Below are 16,467 nucleotides of genomic sequence, written 5' to 3' on the forward strand. Positions count from 1 at the left end.
CCGCTGGCGGTGCTGCAAAGTACGCTGCGATCGTTACGCAATGGTAAAGAGTTAACCATTGAGCAGGCCGAACCGGTGATGCTGGAGCAGATCAGCCGCATCTCACAGCAGATTGGTTATTACCTGCACCGCGCCAGCATGCAGGCCGATCACAATCCTCTGCAGCGCGATTTGCATTCGGTTTCGGCGCTGCTGGACAGCCTGTGTTCGGCATTGAATAAGGTCTATCAACGTAAAGGCGTGGCGATCACGCTGGATATCTCGCCGGAACTGACCTTTATCGGCGATAAAAATGACTTTATGGAAGTACTGGGCAACGTACTCGATAACGCCTGCAAATATTGCCTCGAATTTATTGAAGTCACCGCACGCCAAACCGACAACACCTTGCATCTGTTTATCGATGATGACGGCCCCGGCATTCCGGAAAGCAAACGCGATCTTATCTTCGTGCGCGGTCAACGTGCCGACACCTTGCGTCCAGGCCAGGGATTAGGCTTAGCCGTGGTGCGCGACATCCTCGAACAGTACGCGGGTCAGGTGATTGCGACCACCAGCCCGCTCGGTGGCGCGCGCATGGAAGTGATTTTCCAGCGCCAGGAAGTCGAGCATCACCGCGAGTAGAAAGAGACGCGGGCTGTTATACTTGCCATCATTCTTTGCAGCAAACGGACTCCTCATATGGACTATCAGCTCGATATCAACTGGCCCGACTTTATTCAGCGCTACTGGCAGAAACGCCCAGTGGTGCTTAAACGTGGATTTAAAAACTTCGTCGATCCTATTTCTCCTGACGAGCTGGCCGGTCTGGCGATGGAAAATGAGGTGGATAGCCGCCTTGTCAGCCATAACGAAGGCAAATGGCAAGTCAGCCACGGCCCGTTTGAAAGCTACGATCATCTCGGTGAGAGCAACTGGTCGCTGCTGGTGCAGGCGGTCAACCATTGGCATGAACCTTCTGCCGCGCTGATGCGCCCATTCCGTTTCCTGCCCGACTGGCGCGTTGACGATCTGATGATCTCCTTTGCTGTACCGGGTGGCGGCGTGGGCCCGCATTTCGACCAGTACGATGTGTTTATCATTCAGGGAACCGGCCGTCGTCGCTGGCGCGTGGGTGAAAAAGTGCCGTTGAAACAGCACTGCCCGCATCCGGATCTGCTGCAGGTTGAGCCGTTCGACGCCATCATCGATGAAGAGATGGAGCCCGGCGATATTCTCTATATTCCGCCTGGATTCCCGCATGAAGGCTATTCGCTGGAAAACGCCATCAACTATTCGGTCGGCTTCCGTGCACCGAACGGTCGCGAGCTGATCAGCGGTTTTGCCGATCACATGCTGGCCAACGAATTGGGCAGCTATCGCTACAGCGATCCTGATGTGCCATCACGTGAATGCCCATCGCAGATCCTGCCGTCTGAACTGGAAGGCATCCGCAAAGTGATGATGGATGTGATCAACCAGCCGGAGCAGTTTAATCAGTGGTTTGGCGAGTTTATTTCTCAGTCACGTCATGAACTGGACGTCGCGCCGCCGGAGCCGCCGTATCAGCCGGATGAGATTTACGATGCATTGCAGCAAGGCGATGCGCTGACGCGTCTCGGCGGTCTGCGCGTATTGACCATCGGCGATGTGGTGTTTGTGAACGGGGAATCGATCACCAGCAGCCATCCGCATGTGCTGGCGGCATTGGCGCACAATCACGTGCTGACGCTGGAAGATTTCGTCGATGCGCTGGACGATCCTTCACTACTGGCGCAGCTGGCGGCGTTGGTGAATAGCGGATATTGGTTCTTCGGCGAGTAAGCTGGCGTTACGGTCGCCATGCATGGCGACCCTACAACGTTGTAGGGTGCGCATTTATGCGCACCTGGATACTGTTACTTTTTCTGCCCCGCCAGCTCAGCCAAACGCACAATCACATCCACCGACTGCGCCATCACATTAAGTGAGGCGAACTCGTGCTTGCCGTGATAGTTGTAGCCGCCGGTGAACAGATTCGGGCACGGCAATCCTTTCCACGACAGCGCAGAGCCGTCGGTGCCGCCACGAATCGGTTTGACGTTCGGTTCAATGCCACAATCGCGCATCGCCTGCAGCGCTAACTCAATAATGTGCGGATGCGGTTCAACCTTCTCGCGCATGTTGCGATAGCTATCGCTGATCTCCACCTTCACCGAACACTCGCTTTGCAGCCCTTTGCTAACGCGCTGGCCAATCTCTTCCAACAGCTGTTTACGCTGTTCATAGCTGTCGGCATCAAAATCACGGATCAGATACATCAGCTCGGCATGCTCAACCGTGCCTTTGATGGTATGCAGATGGAAGAAGCCTTCGTAGCCGTCGGTATACTGCGGCTTCTCTTTGGCCGGCAATTCCGCGTGGAAGCGCATCGCCAGATCCAATGCATTGACCATCACATTTTTGGCGCTGCCTGGATGCACGTTGTTGCCGGTGATTTTGACCATTGCGGTGGCGGCGTTGAAGTTTTCGAACTCGAACTCGCCAAGATCGCTGCCATCCACGGTATACGCCCAATCGGCGGCAAAACCTTCAACGTCGAAGTGCGACGCGCCACGACCAATCTCTTCATCCGGCGTGAAGGCCACGCGAATCGCGCCGTGTGGCGTATCACTTTTTGCCAGACGCGCCATCGCGGTCATGATCTCGGCGATACCGGCTTTGTCATCTGCGCCGAGCAGGGTTTTACCATCGGTGGTGATCAGCGTATGGCCAATCAGCTTATGCAGGATCGGGAACATCACCGGCGACAAAATTTCATCGCCGTTGCCGAGCGCGATATCGCCACCACGATAATTTTCAATAATCTGCGGATTGACGTTTTTAGCGGTGAAATCCGGTGAGGTATCCATATGCGAAATAAAGCCGATCACTGGTGTGGCCCAATCGACGTTAGCCGGTAAAGTGCCCATCACACAGCAATGGTCGCTCAGAGAGACATCAACAAAACCCAGCGCGATGAGTTCTTCCTGTAATTGACGCGCCAGCGTCCACTGCCCTTCGCTGCTTGGCACCTGTCGTGCCTGAGGTTTTGACTGAGTTTCTACTGCGACATAACTGAGAAAACGCTCAAGTAATTGATCCATCTGTCATCCCTCTAAAGAACCTGCGTCATTATCATAGTGGCCAAACGACACCATGTTGCGTCAAATCATTATCCTTCAGGTTAGCTCTCTCAACGTGAATTGCGCTGAAAATTCGCTCACTATCGCCTGTCCGACTTATCCGTTACGCATACTCCGGCATTTTTCAGAGTTTTCAAGGTAAATCCGTGGCAAAACATGGCATTGACACATTTTTGCGGTATCATCGCGCCCTTCATCACAGCAAGCGGCCACCAGCGGCTATGCTGTAACCTGATTCACCATCAGACTGAGTGACTAAAATGACGCAAACACGCGCGCCTGCGCTGGTTACGCTTTCTGGCATCAGTAAAGCATTCGATGGCAAAAGCATCATCTCTGACTTTGACCTGACCATTCGTCACGGCGAGTTCATCACGCTGCTTGGCCCTTCCGGCTGCGGAAAAACCACCATATTGCGACTAATTGCCGGGCTGGAAGATGCCGATCGCGGCCACATCATTCTTGATGATAATGACATCACCGATCTGCCCGCCGAGCATCGCCACATCAACACCGTGTTTCAGAGCTACGCGCTGTTCCCGCACATGTCGGTGTTTGAGAACGTCGCCTTTGGCCTGCGCATGCAGAAAACCCCGGCAGCAGAGATCACCACGCGCGTTAACGATGCGCTGTCGATGGTGCAGCTGGAGAGTTTTGCCGATCGCCGCCCGCATCAGCTTTCGGGCGGTCAGCAGCAGCGCGTGGCGATTGCGCGCGCGGTGGTCAATCGCCCGAAAGTACTGCTGCTGGACGAGTCGCTGTCGGCGCTGGATTACAAGCTGCGGCGCCAGATGCAAAACGAGCTCAAAGCGCTACAGCGTAAGCTTGGCATCACCTTTGTGTTTGTGACGCACGATCAGGAAGAGGCGCTGACCATGTCCGATCGTATCGTGGTGATGCGGGATGGCCGCATCGAACAGGACGGCACGCCGCGCGAGATTTATGAAGAGCCCGCCAACCTGTTTGTGGCGCGCTTTATCGGCGAGATAAATGTGTTCGATGCCGAGGTATTGAACAGCGATCATGCGCCCACTATCCGCGCGCGAGTGGAAGGCCGTGAATGTGAGCTGCAGTGTGATTTCCCGGTCAGCGCAGGCGATAAGCTGCATGTGCTGCTGCGCCCGGAAGATCTGCGCGTCGAAGAGATCGATCACGACAGCCGCAGCGACAACCTTATCGGCTACGTGCGCGAGCGCAACTATAAAGGCATGACGCTGGAATCCACCGTTGAGCTGGAAAACGGCAAGCTGCTGACGGTAAGCGAGTTCTTCAACGAAGACGATCCCGATGTTGATCACTCGCTGAATCAGAAAATGGCGGTCAGCTGGGTGCCAAACTGGGAGGTGGTGCTGCCGTATGAAGTTGATGCGTAACCGCTTGCAGAAAGTGATTGTCGCGCTAATCGTCAGCTGGCTAACGCTGTTTGTGCTGCTGCCCAACCTGATGATCTTCGCCACCAGCTTCCTGACGCGCGACGATGCGCATTTTGTCAGTATGGCCTTCACCCTCAATAACTACACGCGACTGCTCGATCCACTTTACGCCGACGTGCTGCTGCACTCGCTGAATATGGCGTTTATCGCCACGCTGTGCTGCCTGCTGCTCGGTTATCCGTTTGCCTGGTGTCTGACGAAACTGCCGGCGCGCCTGCGTCCGCTGATGCTATTCCTGCTGATTGTGCCGTTCTGGACTAACTCGCTGATCCGCATCTACGGCCTGAAAATCTTCCTCAGCACGCGCGGCTGGCTGAATGAGTTGTTGCTGTGGCTCGGGGTGATCGATAAACCGTTTCGCATCATGTACACCTCAGAAGCGGTGATTCTGGGACTGATCTACATTCTGCTACCGTTTATGGTGCTGCCGCTCTACTCCAGCCTGGAAAAGCTGGATAAATCCTGCCTCGAGGCGGCGCGCGATCTCGGCGCGAATAAACTGAAAACCTTCTTACGCATCATTCTACCGCTGACCATGCCGGGCATTGTTGCTGGTTGCCTGCTGGTGTTTATCCCGGCGATGGGCTTGTTCTTTGTGGCAGATTTACTGGGCGGCGCGAAAAACCTGTTAATTGGCAACGTAATCAAGAGTCAGTTCCTGAATATCCGCGACTGGCCATTCGGTGCCGCCACCAGCATTGTGATGACGCTGCTGATGGGATTGATGCTGCTGGCTTACTGGCGCGCAGCGCGTATGCTGAACAGCAAGGTGGAACTGCAATGATGGCGCGCTGGTTACGTGGCGGCTTCATGGCCGTGATTTACGCCTGGTTTTATATCCCGATCATAATTCTGATCGTCAACTCCTTCAACAGTTCGCGTTTCGGCATTAACTGGCAGGGCTTCAGCACGCAGTGGTATCGCCTGCTGATGAACAACGACAGCCTGATTCAGGCGGCACAACATTCATTGTTGATGGGCGTGCTCTCCGCCAGCTGCGCCACAATTATCGGCTCGCTGACCGCCGTCGCGCTCTATCGCTATCGCTTCCGTGGTAAGCCATTCGTCAGCGGCATGCTGTTCGTGGTGATGATGTCGCCGGATATCGTGATGGCGATTTCGCTGCTAGTGCTGTTTATGCTGCTGGGCATTTCGCTGGGCTTCTGGTCGCTGCTGTTCTCGCACATCACCTTCTGCCTGCCGTTTGTGGTGATCACCGTCTATTCGCGCCTGAAAGGGTTTGATGTGCGCATGCTGGAAGCCGCCAAAGATCTTGGTGCCAGCGAAGTCACCATTTTGCGCAAAATTCTGCTGCCGCTGGCGCTACCGGCGGTCGCAGCGGGTTGGCTGCTCAGCTTTACGCTGTCGATGGACGATGTCGTGGTATCGTCGTTCGTCACCGGCCCGAGCTTCGAAATTTTGCCGTTAAAAATCTACTCGATGGTTAAAGTTGGCGTGTCACCGGAAGTGAACGCGCTGGCGACAATTTTGCTGCTGCTGTCGCTGCTGTTGGTGGCGCTCAGTCAGCTGTTGCTCCGTGATAAAACCAAATAGAGGATAATCGATGAAAAAGTGGTCTCATTGGCTGGCGGCTGGGGCGCTGGCATTGGGCATGCAGAGCGCGCAGGCGGATGCCGGCAAAACGCTCTACTTCTATAACTGGACCGAATACGTGCCGCCGGGACTGCTGGAGCAGTTCACTAAAGAGACCGGCATCAAGGTGATTTATTCCACCTACGAATCCAATGAAAGCATGTATGCCAAACTGAAGACCTGGAAAGATGGCGCTTACGATTTGGTGGTGCCTTCAACCTACTTCGTCGCCAAGATGCGTAATGAAGGCATGCTGCAAAAGATCGATAAATCCCAGCTCAGCAACTTTAAAAATCTCGATCCTAACCTGCTGAATAAGCCGTTCGATCCTAATAACGATTATTCGATTCCGTATATCTGGGGCGCGACCGCCATTGGCATCAACACCGATGAAGTGGATGCCAAAAGCATTACCCGCTGGGCCGATTTGTGGAAGCCGGAGTATAAGCAGAGCCTGCTGCTGACCGACGACGCGCGTGAAGTGTTCCAGATGGCGCTGCGCAAGCTGGGCTATTCGGGCAACACACGCGATCCTAAACAGATCGAAGCTGCTTATGAAGAGTTGAAAAAGCTGATGCCGAACGTGCTGGCGTTTAACTCCGATAATCCGGGCAACCCGTTTATGGAAGGCGAAGTGAACGTAGGGATGATCTGGAACGGTTCTGCCTACGTTGCGCGCCAGGCGGGCACCCCGCTGCAGATTATCTGGCCGCAGGAAGGCGGGATTTTCTGGATGGATAACCTGGCGATTCCGGCCAATGCGAAAAACCGTGAAGGTGCGCTGAAGCTGATTAACTTCCTGCTGCGTCCCGACGTGGCGGCGCAGGTGGCGGAAACCATTGGTTATCCCACGCCAAACCTGGCGGCGAAGAAGCTATTGCCACAGGAAGTGACCAACGATCCTTCGCTGTATCCTGCTGAGGATGTGATTAAAAACGGCGAGTGGCAGAACGATGTCGGTGAAGCCAGCGTGCAGTATGAGACGCTGTTCCAGAAGCTGAAGGCGGGACGTTAATCTTTCGTAGGGTCGCCATTCATGGCGACCTGGCATGCCAGGTGCGCATAAATGCGCACCCTACGACGATCGCTACTTATACAACCCACGCAAAAACGTATGCACAAACTCCGGCACCACTTCGCTTGCTAAACCGTAATGACGCTCGGCAAACTCATTGCCGACCTGGCTTGGTTCCAGGTTCAGCTCCACGGTATGCGCGCCCTGCAGTTTCGCCTCGTGGACAAAACCAGCAGCGGGATAGACGTGGCCCGACGTGCCAATAGCGATAAACAGATTCGCCTGCTCAATCGCCTGATAAATCTCTTCCATCCCCAGCGGCATTTCACCAAACCACACGATGTGCGGGCGCAGCATGGCCGGGAACTGGCAGCAGGTGCAGCGATCGTCCGGGGTTAAATCTTCGGTCCAGTCCAGCACTTGTCCGCTGCTGACGCAGCGCACTTTCAATAGTTCACCGTGCATATGCAGCACGCGCTGGCTGCCGGCGCGTTCGTGCAGGTTATCGATATTCTGCGTCACCAGCAGGAAGTTATCGCCCAGCACCTGCTCCAGTTCCGCCAGCGCTTTGTGCGCGGCGTTGGGCTGAATTTCGGACTGCTGTAGCTGCTGACGGCGCGCATTGTAGAACGCCTGCACCAGCGCCGGATTGCGTTGAAAACCTTCCGGCGTGGCGACATCTTCCACGCGGTGCTCTTCCCACAAGCCATCGGCGGCGCGGAAAGTGCGAATACCGGACTCGGCGGAGATACCCGCGCCGGTCAGCACCACCACGCGCGGTTGCGGATGCGCGGCCAGTTCAGCTTTGCGATCGCGCTCGAAGATGCGCTGGCGAAAGCGCTGATGCACCTTGCGGCGGTTTTTTTTGTCGCGGGCGAGTCGTAGGCGGCGGCGCGGTATGCGCATAAAAGCTCCTTATCTGCGGCGTTTATCGCCGCGCGTCGGGTATTTTTCGGGCTAATCTGCCCGATAATAGCAGCCGCACGGCGGCTGCGTTTTATCTTTACTGACCGCTGAGCACGCGAGCCGGATCGATACGGCTGGCGCGGCGTGCCGGATACCAGCTGGCAATCAGGCTCAGGACAATCGCGGTGCCCAGCACCGAAATCACATCAATCCAGTGCAGTTCGGACGGCAGGAAATCGATAAAGTAGATATCGCCTGCCAGCAGCTGATGCCCGGTCAGGTGCTCAAACACGCGCATCACCGGCGTGAGGTTGAGCGCCACCAGCACGCCGACCACCACGCCGCTAACGCTGCCAAGCAGGCCCGCCAGCAAGCCGTACCAGATAAAGATGGCGCGAATTAAACCATCTTTGGCACCCAGCGTACGCAGCACCGCGATGTCGCTGCTTTTGTCTTTCACCGCCATCACCAGCGTCGAAACGATGTTGAAGCAGGCCACGCCAATCACCAGCACCATGGCTAAGTACATAATGGCGCGAATCATCTGGATGTCACGGTACATGTAGCCGTAAGTGCCAATCCAGCTCTTGATATAGACGTAAGAGTGCGTCACTTCACCGGCGTCACGCACCAGCTTCTGCGCCTGGAACGGGTCATTCATCTTCAGCGCGATACCGCTGACGCTGTCGCCCATATCCAGATACTTCTGCGCATCGGCCAGCGGCACCAGCGCCAGGCTGTGATCGAGCATGCCGCTCAGTTGCAGCACGCCGCTGACCTGCAAACGAATGCGTTTCGGCTGCAGCAGCTTATTCTCGCCATCATTATTCGGGATCATGATGGTGATCCAGTCACCCTGTTTAACGTTGAGCGATTTGGCGATGCCGCCACCCAGAATGATCTGCTGTTTGCCAGCCGCGAACTGCGACCACGCATCACCGGCCACAAAGCTCGGCAAGGCGCTAAGGCGCGCTTCCTGCTGCGGATCAACGCCTTTCACCTGCAGCGCCTGCAGCTTCGCGCCGCTCTCAATCAGCCCGGTGAAGTTGATATAGGGCGCAGCGGCGGCAATGCCAGCAACCTGCTCAATCGGCGCGATCATCGGTTGCCAGTTGCGGAACGGCTGATTCACCGGCTCGATTTCACCGTGCGGTACCACCGCCAGAATGCGGTTGTTGAGCTCACGCTCAAAGCCGTTCATGGCGCTCAGACCGATGATCAGCACCGCCACGCCCAGCGCAATGCCGATGGTGGAGATGATGGAGATCAGCGAGACCATGCCACCACGCCGCCGACCGCGGCTAAAACGCAGCCCGAGCAGCAGGGATAATGACGAAGCCATCAGATCACTCCCAGCGTCAGTTGGTCGCTCAGCTCACCGTCGCGCATCTCCATCTGACGGCTCAGGCGTTTCGCCAGCTGCAGATCGTGCGTCACCACCAGAAAAGCGGTGCCCTGCTTGACGTTCAACTCGCCGAGCAGTTCGAAAATTGCATCGGCGTTGCGCGCATCGAGGTTACCGGTGGGTTCATCCGCCATCACCAGGCGCGGACGATTCACCAGCGCGCGGGCAATTGCCACACGCTGACGTTCACCGCCCGACAGCTCAGAAGGCCGATGCGCAGCACGTTTTTCCAGCCCGACCGCCGCCAGCATTTCACGCGCGCGTGACTCCGCTTCCGCTTTGCCGATTTTGCCAATCAGCAGCGGCATCGCTACGTTCTCCAGCGCGCTAAAGTCCGGCAGCAAGTGGTGGAACTGATAGATAAAGCCCAGCTCGCGGTTACGCAGCTCGGCTTTCGCGGCGGACGACATCGCATTCAGCGATTTACCATCAAAAATCACATCGCCCGAGGTAGGCGCATCCAGGCCGCCGAGCAGATGCAGCAAGGTACTTTTACCCGAACCGGAGCTGCCGACAATCGCCGTCAGTTCACCCGGCTGCAGGCTGAAAGCCACATTGCGCAGCACATCGGTCTGCACGCTGCCTTCCTGATAGCGTTTGCACAGGTCACGACACTGCAACAAAGGAGTATTACTCATAACGTAAAGCCTCAGCGGGTTGGACGGCGGCAGCGCGCCACGACGGATAAAGAGTAGAGAGCAGCGCGACGGCCATTGAGACCAGCGCGATGGTGATCACCTGCAACACGTTGATGTCGACCGGCAGCGCCGCGCCATCAAGGAACAGGCCAATCACCGGCATCAAATTATTCAGCTGGCTGGCCAGCAGCACGCCAAGCACGGTGCCCAGCAGCGCGCCAATAATACCGGCGCTGGCGCCCTGCACCATAAACACCGCGACAATCTGGCGGCGGGTTAAACCCAGCGTTTGCAGGATTGCCACTTCGCCCTGCTTCTCCATGATCAGCAGGCCGAGCGAGGTAATGATATTAAAGGCCGCCACCGCGATGATCAGGCTCAGCAGCAGCCCCATCATGTTTTTCTCCATGCGCACCGCCTGGAACAGATCGCCTTTGCGTTCGCGCCAGTCTTTCCACGCCAGGCCATCCGGCAGTTTCTGCTGGCTGAGCGCATCAACACTCAACGGTTTATCCAGCCACAAACGCCAGCCGGTGATGTTACCGAGCGGATAGCGCATCACGCGTGAAGCATCCTGCTGATTAACCAGAATCTGATAGCCATCCACTTCGCTGTTGGCTGCATACGTGCCAGCCACGGTGAAAATACGCTGGCTCGGCAAACGGCCCACCGGCGTGAACTGGCTGACCGACGGCACCATCAAACGCAGCTGATCGCCACGCTTCACGCCCAGCTGTGCAGCCAGTTGCTCACCGAGGATGACGTTGTACTGGCCCGCTTGCAGCACGCTTTGTTGGGTGTTGACGAGGAATGGCGTCAGCGGATCCTGTTCGTCAGGATTTATGCCGAGCATCACGCCGACCGAAACGTTACGCGCGCTCTGCAGCACCACATCGGCGGTGGTGAGCGGAGCGATGCGCTTGACGCCTTGCAGCTTGAGATCCTCGGCTGGCAATTCTTTCGGATTGATGCTGCCCTTGTCGCTGGTGACCAGCGCCTGTGGCATCAGGCCGAGGATATTGCCTTCCAGCTCACGCTCGAAGCCGTTCATCACCGATAACACGGTGACCAGCGCCAGCACGCCAAGCGTGATGCCGATAGTTGAGAGCCAGGAGACGAAGCGACCAAAGCGGTCTGAGGCACGTCCACGCATGTAGCGCAAACCGATGAATAACGCGACTGGTTGATACATGAGATCCGTCTTGGCAGTTGCCTGAAAATAAGTAGTGGGATGATAAAGGAGGCGTCCCCTTTATGAAACCTCTAACCCTCTGAGTCTGCGGCAAAGTTGTGTCAAAAACCGTACCAGCCAACGCTTATGCATAAATTTGCGACAAATTAATGATGTTATTTGTACGTTTATTCGTCATCGGCTGGCGTAGACTTAATTGAAAGGCAAACTTGTTGGCACCGTAGTAAGCCCAAAATAATTCGTGCTGTGGCAAGGCGGCAAGCGTGGAAATCCTCAGGAGCTTACTGAAGTAAGTGACTGAGGTTTTCAGGCGCAGCCAACGCAGCCACAGTGCGAAGTATGAAGGGCGAGGAGGAGTACACCATGTTCAAATTCCCCAAAAGCAGTATCGTGAAACACAAATCGGGTGAAATTAAAGGCGAGATCGTTAACGTTTTTGAACAGGGAGATGCGCCAACCGGCTATTACGTGAAGTGGGACGACGGCAATCACAGCTACCATCTGGAGAAAGAGCTGTCATGGGCCAATGTCGATCGCCCACGTATGCACTACACACAGCAATCGAGTAAGTGATTCGTGGGGGTTTTGTAGGGTCGTCATTTATGGCGACCTGGCAGAAACTCAGAAACGACAGATGATCCTCAGGGCGGATTATGGAATGATGACGCCCTGTAATCCAAGGAGAGAATGTCGAGATCCCATGTCGGAACAGAGTCGTTATACCCTGCCAGTCAAAGCCGGCGACCATCGCCAGCTCGGCCAGCTCGTCGGCGCCGCGCAAGCGCTTGAGTGTGCCAGCATCACCGAACGCCACAGCGGTCCGGTGTTGATGATTACCCCGGATATGCAATCTGCCTTGCGTCTGCAGGAGGAGATACGCCAGTTCACCGATCTGCCGGTCACTAACCTCGCTGACTGGGAAACCCTGCCCTACGACAGTTTCTCGCCGCATCAGGACATTATCTCTGCTCGCCTCTCCACGCTGTATCAGCTGCCCAACTTAACGCGCGGTATGCTGATTATGCCGGTCAACACGCTGATGCAGCGCGTTTGTCCGCACAGCTTCCTGCACGGCCATGCGCTGGTGATGCAGCAAGGGCAAAAGCTGTCGCGCGATGCGCTGCGCGATCAGCTGGAGCAGGCTGGTTATCGCCATGTCGATCAGGTGATGGAGCACGGCGAATACGCCACGCGTGGTGCGCTGCTCGATCTGTTCCCGATGGGCAGCGATCAACCTTATCGCATCGACTTCTTTGATGACGAGATCGACAGCCTGCGCCTGTTTGATGTCGATACCCAGCGCACGCTGGAAGCGGTCAACGCGATTAACCTGCTGCCGGCACATGAATTCCCCACGGATAAAGCCGCCATCGAACTGTTCCGCAGCCGCTGGCGCGAAACCTTTGACGTACGGCGCGAGCCTGAGCACGTCTATCAACAGGTGAGTAAAGGCACGCTGCCCGCTGGTATCGAATACTGGCAGCCGCTGTTCTTTGAGCAGGAATTGCCGACGCTGTTCAGCTATCTGCCCACCAACACGCTGCTGCTCAACAGCGGTGATTTGCTGGCCAGCGCCGAGCGCTTCTGGCTTGATGCCAATGCGCGCTATGAGAATCGCCGTATCGATCCAATGCGTCCGTTGCTGGAGCCAGTCACGCTGTGGCTGCGTCCCGACACGCTAATGAGCGAACTGAAAGCCTGGCCGCGCATGCAGCTAAGCAGCGAGACGCTGTCAGAGAAAGCGGCAAATACCAATCTGGGTTATCAGCCGCTGCCGGAATTAACCGTGCAGGCGCAGGCCAAAGCGCCGCTCGATCTGCTGCGTCAGTTCCTTGAACAATTCAGCGGTCAGGTGGTCTTCTCGGTAGAGAGTGAAGGTCGCCGCGAAAGCCTGCAAGAGCTGCTGACGCGCATCAAACTGCGTCCGCATGCTATCGATCATTTTGATCAGGCCGCCAATCAGCCGCATAGCCTGATGATTGGCGCCAGCGAGCGCGGCTTTATCGATACGCAACGCCAGCTGGCATTGATCTGCGAAAGCGATCTGCTTGGCGAGCGCGTCAGTCGTCGTCGCCAGGATAATCGCCGCACCATCAATCCTGATGTGCTGATCCGCAACCTTGCCGAGCTGCATCCCGGCCAGCCGGTGGTGCATCTGGAGCACGGCGTCGGGCGTTATATCGGCCTGACCACACTGGAAGCCGGCGGCATCGTGGCGGAATATTTGATGCTCTCCTATGCAGGCGACGCCAAGCTGTATGTGCCGGTTTCGTCGCTGCATCTGATTAGCCGCTATGCCGGTGGCGCCGATGAGAATGCGCCGCTGCATAAACTTGGCAGCGATGCCTGGTCGCGCGCGCGACAGAAAGCCGCCGATAAAGTGCGCGACGTAGCGGCGGAGCTGCTGGATATCTACGCTCAGCGCGCGGCCAAAACCGGCTTCGCCTTTAAGCACGATCGCGATCAGTATCAGCTGTTCTGCGAAGGCTTCCCGTTTGAAACCACGCCGGATCAAGGTCAGGCGATCAACGCGGTGCTGAGCGACATGTGCCAGCCGCTGGCGATGGATCGTCTGGTGTGCGGTGACGTCGGCTTTGGTAAAACCGAAGTGGCGATGCGCGCCGCGTTTCTGGCGGTTGAGAACGCCAAACAGGTCGCGGTACTGGTGCCCACCACGTTGCTGGCGCAGCAGCATTACGACAACTTCCGCGATCGCTTCGCTAACTGGCCGGTGCGCATTGAGATGCTATCGCGCTTCCGCACCGCCAAAGAGCAGAGTCAGGTGCTGGAACAGGCGCGCGAGGGCAAAGTCGATATTCTGATTGGCACGCACAAGCTGCTATCCAACGACCTGAAATGGCACGATCTTGGCTTGCTGATTGTCGATGAAGAGCACCGCTTTGGCGTGCGTCACAAAGAGCGGATCAAGGCGATGCGCGCCGATGTCGATATCCTGACGCTCACTGCCACGCCGATTCCGCGTACCCTAAATATGGCAATGAGCGGCATGCGCGACCTGTCGATTATTGCCACGCCACCGGCGCGACGCATGGCGGTGAAAACCTTTGTGCGTGAGTACGACAGCCTGGTGGTGCGCGAGGCGATCCTGCGTGAAGTACTGCGCGGCGGCCAGGTTTACTATCTCTACAATGACGTCGAAAACATCGAGAAAGCGGCGCAGCGACTGGCCGATCTGGTGCCGGAAGCGCGTATTGCCATTGGTCACGGCCAGATGCGCGAACGCGATCTCGAGCGGGTGATGAATGATTTCCACCATCAGCGCTTTAACGTGCTGGTGTGTACCACCATCATCGAAACTGGTATCGACGTACCCAGCGCCAACACCATTATCATTGAACGCGCCGACCACTTTGGTCTGGCGCAGCTGCACCAATTGCGTGGCCGCGTGGGACGTTCGCACCATCAGGCCTATGCGTGGCTGCTGACACCACATCCAAAAGCGATGACCACCGATGCTCAGAAGCGTCTGGAAGCTATCGCGTCGCTGGAAGATCTTGGCGCCGGTTTTGCGCTGGCAACCCACGATCTGGAGATTCGCGGCGCGGGTGAATTGCTCGGCGAAGATCAGAGCGGCCAGATGGAAACCATCGGCTTCACGTTATATATGGAGCTGCTGGAGAATGCGGTCGATGCGCTGAAGGCGGGCCGCGAGCCGTCGCTGGAAGATCTCACCAGCAATCAAACCGAGATCGAACTGCGCATGCCTGCCCTGCTGCCGGATGATTTTATCCCGGACGTGAATACCCGCTTGTCGCTCTACAAGCGCGTGGCCAGCGCGGCGGATGAGCAGGATTTGGCGGAGCTGAAGGTCGAGATGATTGACCGCTTCGGCAAACTGCCGGATGCCGCACGCAATCTGCTGGATATCGCCGGGCTGCGTTTAGTGGCGCGCCAGTTGGGTATTCGTAAGATCGAAGCCAGTGACAAAGGCGGTTTCTTTGAGTTTGCGCCGCAGAATCAGGTTGATCCGGGCTGGCTGATTAGCCTGCTGCAGAAAGATCCTAAGCAGTGGAAGCTGGATGGCCCAACGCGCCTGAAATTCACCCGCGACATGGCGGACCGAAAAATCCGTATGGAATGGGTGCAGGGTTTTATCAGCGAGCTGGCGAAAAATCGGGTTTGATGTTGTGTTGCGGAAGGTCGCCATGAATGGCGACCCTACGGCTGAGATGATGTGTGATACGAAAAAAGCGCCTTGCGGCGCTTTTTTGTTACTGCTGCTGTGATGCATCTTTGCCCAATTAGGCCTGATTCGAATTCAGGATCAGCTGACCATTACGGTCCAGCGGAATGCGGGTGCCAGGGTCATTTTCCATGCGGATTTTGCCCTGCTGGTCGCCTATTTTATAGGTCACGTCATAACCCAGCATTTTTTCCTGTTTATCGTATACCGTTTTGCAACGTTGCTCGTTGGTGGTGTAAGTGTCGCGATCCTGCAGCGCACCCTGCACCTGATTACCACCGTAACCACCAGCCAACGCGCCCGCTACCGTAGCCACATCGCGTCCGCGACCACCACCAAACTGATGGCCCAACACGCCGCCCGCTACTGCACCCAGCACCGAACCGGCAATGCGATTCTCATCCTGGACCGCACGACGATGGGTCAGCGTCACATTGCGACACTCCTGTCGCGGCTGCTTGATGCTCTCTTTGATCGGCGTTGCCGACAGAACTTGTGCAAACTGCGGGCCGCGATCGAAAACATCCATGCTGGCGACTGCGGCAACACCTAACGCTGCTGCCACGCCGATACCGATACCCGCTAACATTGATTTATTCACAGGAATATCCTCCTGAAGGTTGTTACCGCGCATTCCTGCCGCTACGAAATCCTGATGTAGCCGAGGCATAACCGGCGTGCGCGCCGCGCCGTGTTTGTTGGTAATAAGTTTTACAGATGGACCGTAATTGCAACATCAGATTAATGGAGGAAACGCAGCGGAAACCCATCAGGGCCAGCTTTTAGGAGAGTTCTGAGAGCGGGTGAAATAGTGCCGTAACCTTAAGCTGAACGTGCAGTTTTCAGCGGGTTACGGCAGCTGGTGTGGCGTAGGGCGGCATTCACCGCCCGAAAATCATCAGTGCAGCTTGAGACGCGGACGCAGGACGCGGTTAAGA

General features: G+C 56.5%; 14 protein-coding genes. 8 read left to right on the plus strand and 6 right to left on the minus strand.

Features of this window, described 5'->3' with window-relative positions:
• Together RTY00_RS01000 and RTY00_RS01005 are read left to right on the plus strand one after the other, a co-directional pair.
• Positions 1-624: ATP-binding protein (locus RTY00_RS01000; RefSeq protein ID WP_312663134.1), on the plus strand; the 624-nt coding region annotated here is incomplete at its 5' end.
• Positions 625-681: 57 nt separating this feature from the next.
• The gene (locus RTY00_RS01005; protein ID WP_312663135.1) at positions 682-1,803 is read left to right on the plus strand and encodes a cupin domain-containing protein; all 1,122 of its coding nucleotides are present in this window, start codon (positions 682-684) and stop codon (positions 1,801-1,803) included.
• A 74-nt stretch (positions 1,804-1,877) separates the two neighbouring features.
• Here RTY00_RS01005 and pepT read toward each other — a convergent pair whose 3' ends face one another.
• On the minus strand, positions 1,878-3,104 hold the full coding sequence (pepT, locus tag RTY00_RS01010; protein ID WP_312663136.1) for a peptidase T: 1,227 nt from the start codon (positions 3,102-3,104) through the stop codon (positions 1,878-1,880).
• 299 nt (positions 3,105-3,403) lie between these two features.
• On the opposite strand from pepT, the gene potA reads away from it, so the two are divergent.
• From potA to potD, 4 genes are read left to right on the plus strand one after another with little or no spacing between them, the layout of a single operon-like run.
• The gene (potA, locus tag RTY00_RS01015) at positions 3,404-4,516 is read left to right on the plus strand and encodes a spermidine/putrescine ABC transporter ATP-binding protein PotA (RefSeq protein ID WP_312663137.1); all 1,113 of its coding nucleotides are present in this window, start codon (positions 3,404-3,406) and stop codon (positions 4,514-4,516) included.
• A complete protein-coding gene (gene potB / locus RTY00_RS01020; protein ID WP_312663138.1) occupies positions 4,500-5,360 on the plus strand; it encodes a spermidine/putrescine ABC transporter permease PotB in 861 nt (286 codons plus the stop codon). The genes potA and potB overlap by 17 nt, the downstream gene beginning before the upstream one ends.
• Positions 5,357-6,130, plus strand: a complete 774-nt coding sequence (potC, locus tag RTY00_RS01025; protein ID WP_154152656.1) for a spermidine/putrescine ABC transporter permease PotC — start codon at positions 5,357-5,359, stop codon at positions 6,128-6,130. The genes potB and potC overlap by 4 nt, the downstream gene beginning before the upstream one ends.
• A gap of 10 nt (positions 6,131-6,140) precedes the next feature.
• Positions 6,141-7,184, plus strand: a complete 1,044-nt coding sequence (gene potD / locus RTY00_RS01030) for a spermidine/putrescine ABC transporter substrate-binding protein PotD (protein ID WP_312663139.1) — start codon at positions 6,141-6,143, stop codon at positions 7,182-7,184.
• A 72-nt stretch (positions 7,185-7,256) separates the two neighbouring features.
• Here potD and cobB read toward each other — a convergent pair whose 3' ends face one another.
• The 4 genes from cobB to lolC all read right to left on the minus strand — a co-directional run bounded on the left by cobB (position 7,257) and on the right by lolC (position 11,325).
• Positions 7,257-8,090 (minus strand): Sir2 family NAD+-dependent deacetylase, encoded by an 834-nt coding sequence (gene cobB, locus RTY00_RS01035; protein WP_176970290.1) that lies wholly within the window; start codon positions 8,088-8,090, stop codon positions 7,257-7,259.
• Between the two features lie 97 nt (positions 8,091-8,187).
• Complete coding sequence (lolE, locus tag RTY00_RS01040) at positions 8,188-9,432, minus strand: lipoprotein-releasing ABC transporter permease subunit LolE (RefSeq protein WP_008103023.1); 1,245 nt, start codon at positions 9,430-9,432, stop codon at positions 8,188-8,190.
• A complete protein-coding gene (gene lolD, locus RTY00_RS01045; protein ID WP_008103026.1) occupies positions 9,432-10,133 on the minus strand; it encodes a lipoprotein-releasing ABC transporter ATP-binding protein LolD in 702 nt (233 codons plus the stop codon). Before lolD ends, lolE begins: the two co-directional genes overlap by 1 nt.
• On the minus strand, positions 10,126-11,325 hold the full coding sequence (lolC, locus tag RTY00_RS01050; RefSeq protein WP_256696212.1) for a lipoprotein-releasing ABC transporter permease subunit LolC: 1,200 nt from the start codon (positions 11,323-11,325) through the stop codon (positions 10,126-10,128). Before lolC ends, lolD begins: the two co-directional genes overlap by 8 nt.
• A 363-nt stretch (positions 11,326-11,688) precedes the next feature.
• On the opposite strand from lolC, the gene RTY00_RS01055 reads away from it, so the two are divergent.
• The gene (locus RTY00_RS01055) at positions 11,689-11,898 is read left to right on the plus strand and encodes a hypothetical protein (protein WP_008103029.1); all 210 of its coding nucleotides are present in this window, start codon (positions 11,689-11,691) and stop codon (positions 11,896-11,898) included.
• Positions 11,899-12,025: 127 nt separating this feature from the next.
• A complete protein-coding gene (mfd, locus tag RTY00_RS01060) occupies positions 12,026-15,469 on the plus strand; it encodes a transcription-repair coupling factor (RefSeq protein ID WP_312663141.1) in 3,444 nt (1,147 codons plus the stop codon).
• A 118-nt stretch (positions 15,470-15,587) separates the two neighbouring features.
• Here the strand turns inward: mfd and RTY00_RS01065 are convergent, their stop codons facing one another.
• A complete protein-coding gene (locus tag RTY00_RS01065; protein ID WP_007885735.1) occupies positions 15,588-16,130 on the minus strand; it encodes a glycine zipper 2TM domain-containing protein in 543 nt (180 codons plus the stop codon).
• Between the last annotated feature and the right edge of the window lie 337 nt (positions 16,131-16,467).

Origin of the sequence: Pantoea sp. CTOTU49201 (assembly GCF_032054795.1) — a bacterium.
Taxonomy (GTDB): domain Bacteria; phylum Pseudomonadota; class Gammaproteobacteria; order Enterobacterales; family Enterobacteriaceae; genus Pantoea; species Pantoea symbiotica.

Excerpts from the sequence above, each read along its gene's own strand:
- RTY00_RS01005 (WP_312663135.1), top strand. The coding sequence starts at position 682 with ATGGACTATCAGCTCGATATCAACTGGCCCGACTTTATTCAGCGCTAC.
- pepT (WP_312663136.1), bottom strand. The coding sequence starts at position 3,104 with ATGGATCAATTACTTGAGCGTTTTCTCAGTTATGTCGCAGTAGAAACT.
- potA (WP_312663137.1), top strand. The coding sequence starts at position 3,404 with ATGACGCAAACACGCGCGCCTGCGCTGGTTACGCTTTCTGGCATCAGT.
- potB (WP_312663138.1), top strand. The coding sequence starts at position 4,500 with ATGAAGTTGATGCGTAACCGCTTGCAGAAAGTGATTGTCGCGCTAATC.
- potC (WP_154152656.1), top strand. The coding sequence starts at position 5,357 with ATGATGGCGCGCTGGTTACGTGGCGGCTTCATGGCCGTGATTTACGCC.
- potD (WP_312663139.1), top strand. The coding sequence starts at position 6,141 with ATGAAAAAGTGGTCTCATTGGCTGGCGGCTGGGGCGCTGGCATTGGGC.
- cobB (WP_176970290.1), bottom strand. The coding sequence starts at position 8,090 with ATGCGCATACCGCGCCGCCGCCTACGACTCGCCCGCGACAAAAAAAAC.
- lolE (WP_008103023.1), bottom strand. The coding sequence starts at position 9,432 with ATGGCTTCGTCATTATCCCTGCTGCTCGGGCTGCGTTTTAGCCGCGGT.
- lolD (WP_008103026.1), bottom strand. The coding sequence starts at position 10,133 with ATGAGTAATACTCCTTTGTTGCAGTGTCGTGACCTGTGCAAACGCTAT.
- lolC (WP_256696212.1), bottom strand. The coding sequence starts at position 11,325 with ATGTATCAACCAGTCGCGTTATTCATCGGTTTGCGCTACATGCGTGGA.
- RTY00_RS01055 (WP_008103029.1), top strand. The coding sequence starts at position 11,689 with ATGTTCAAATTCCCCAAAAGCAGTATCGTGAAACACAAATCGGGTGAA.
- mfd (WP_312663141.1), top strand. The coding sequence starts at position 12,026 with ATGTCGGAACAGAGTCGTTATACCCTGCCAGTCAAAGCCGGCGACCAT.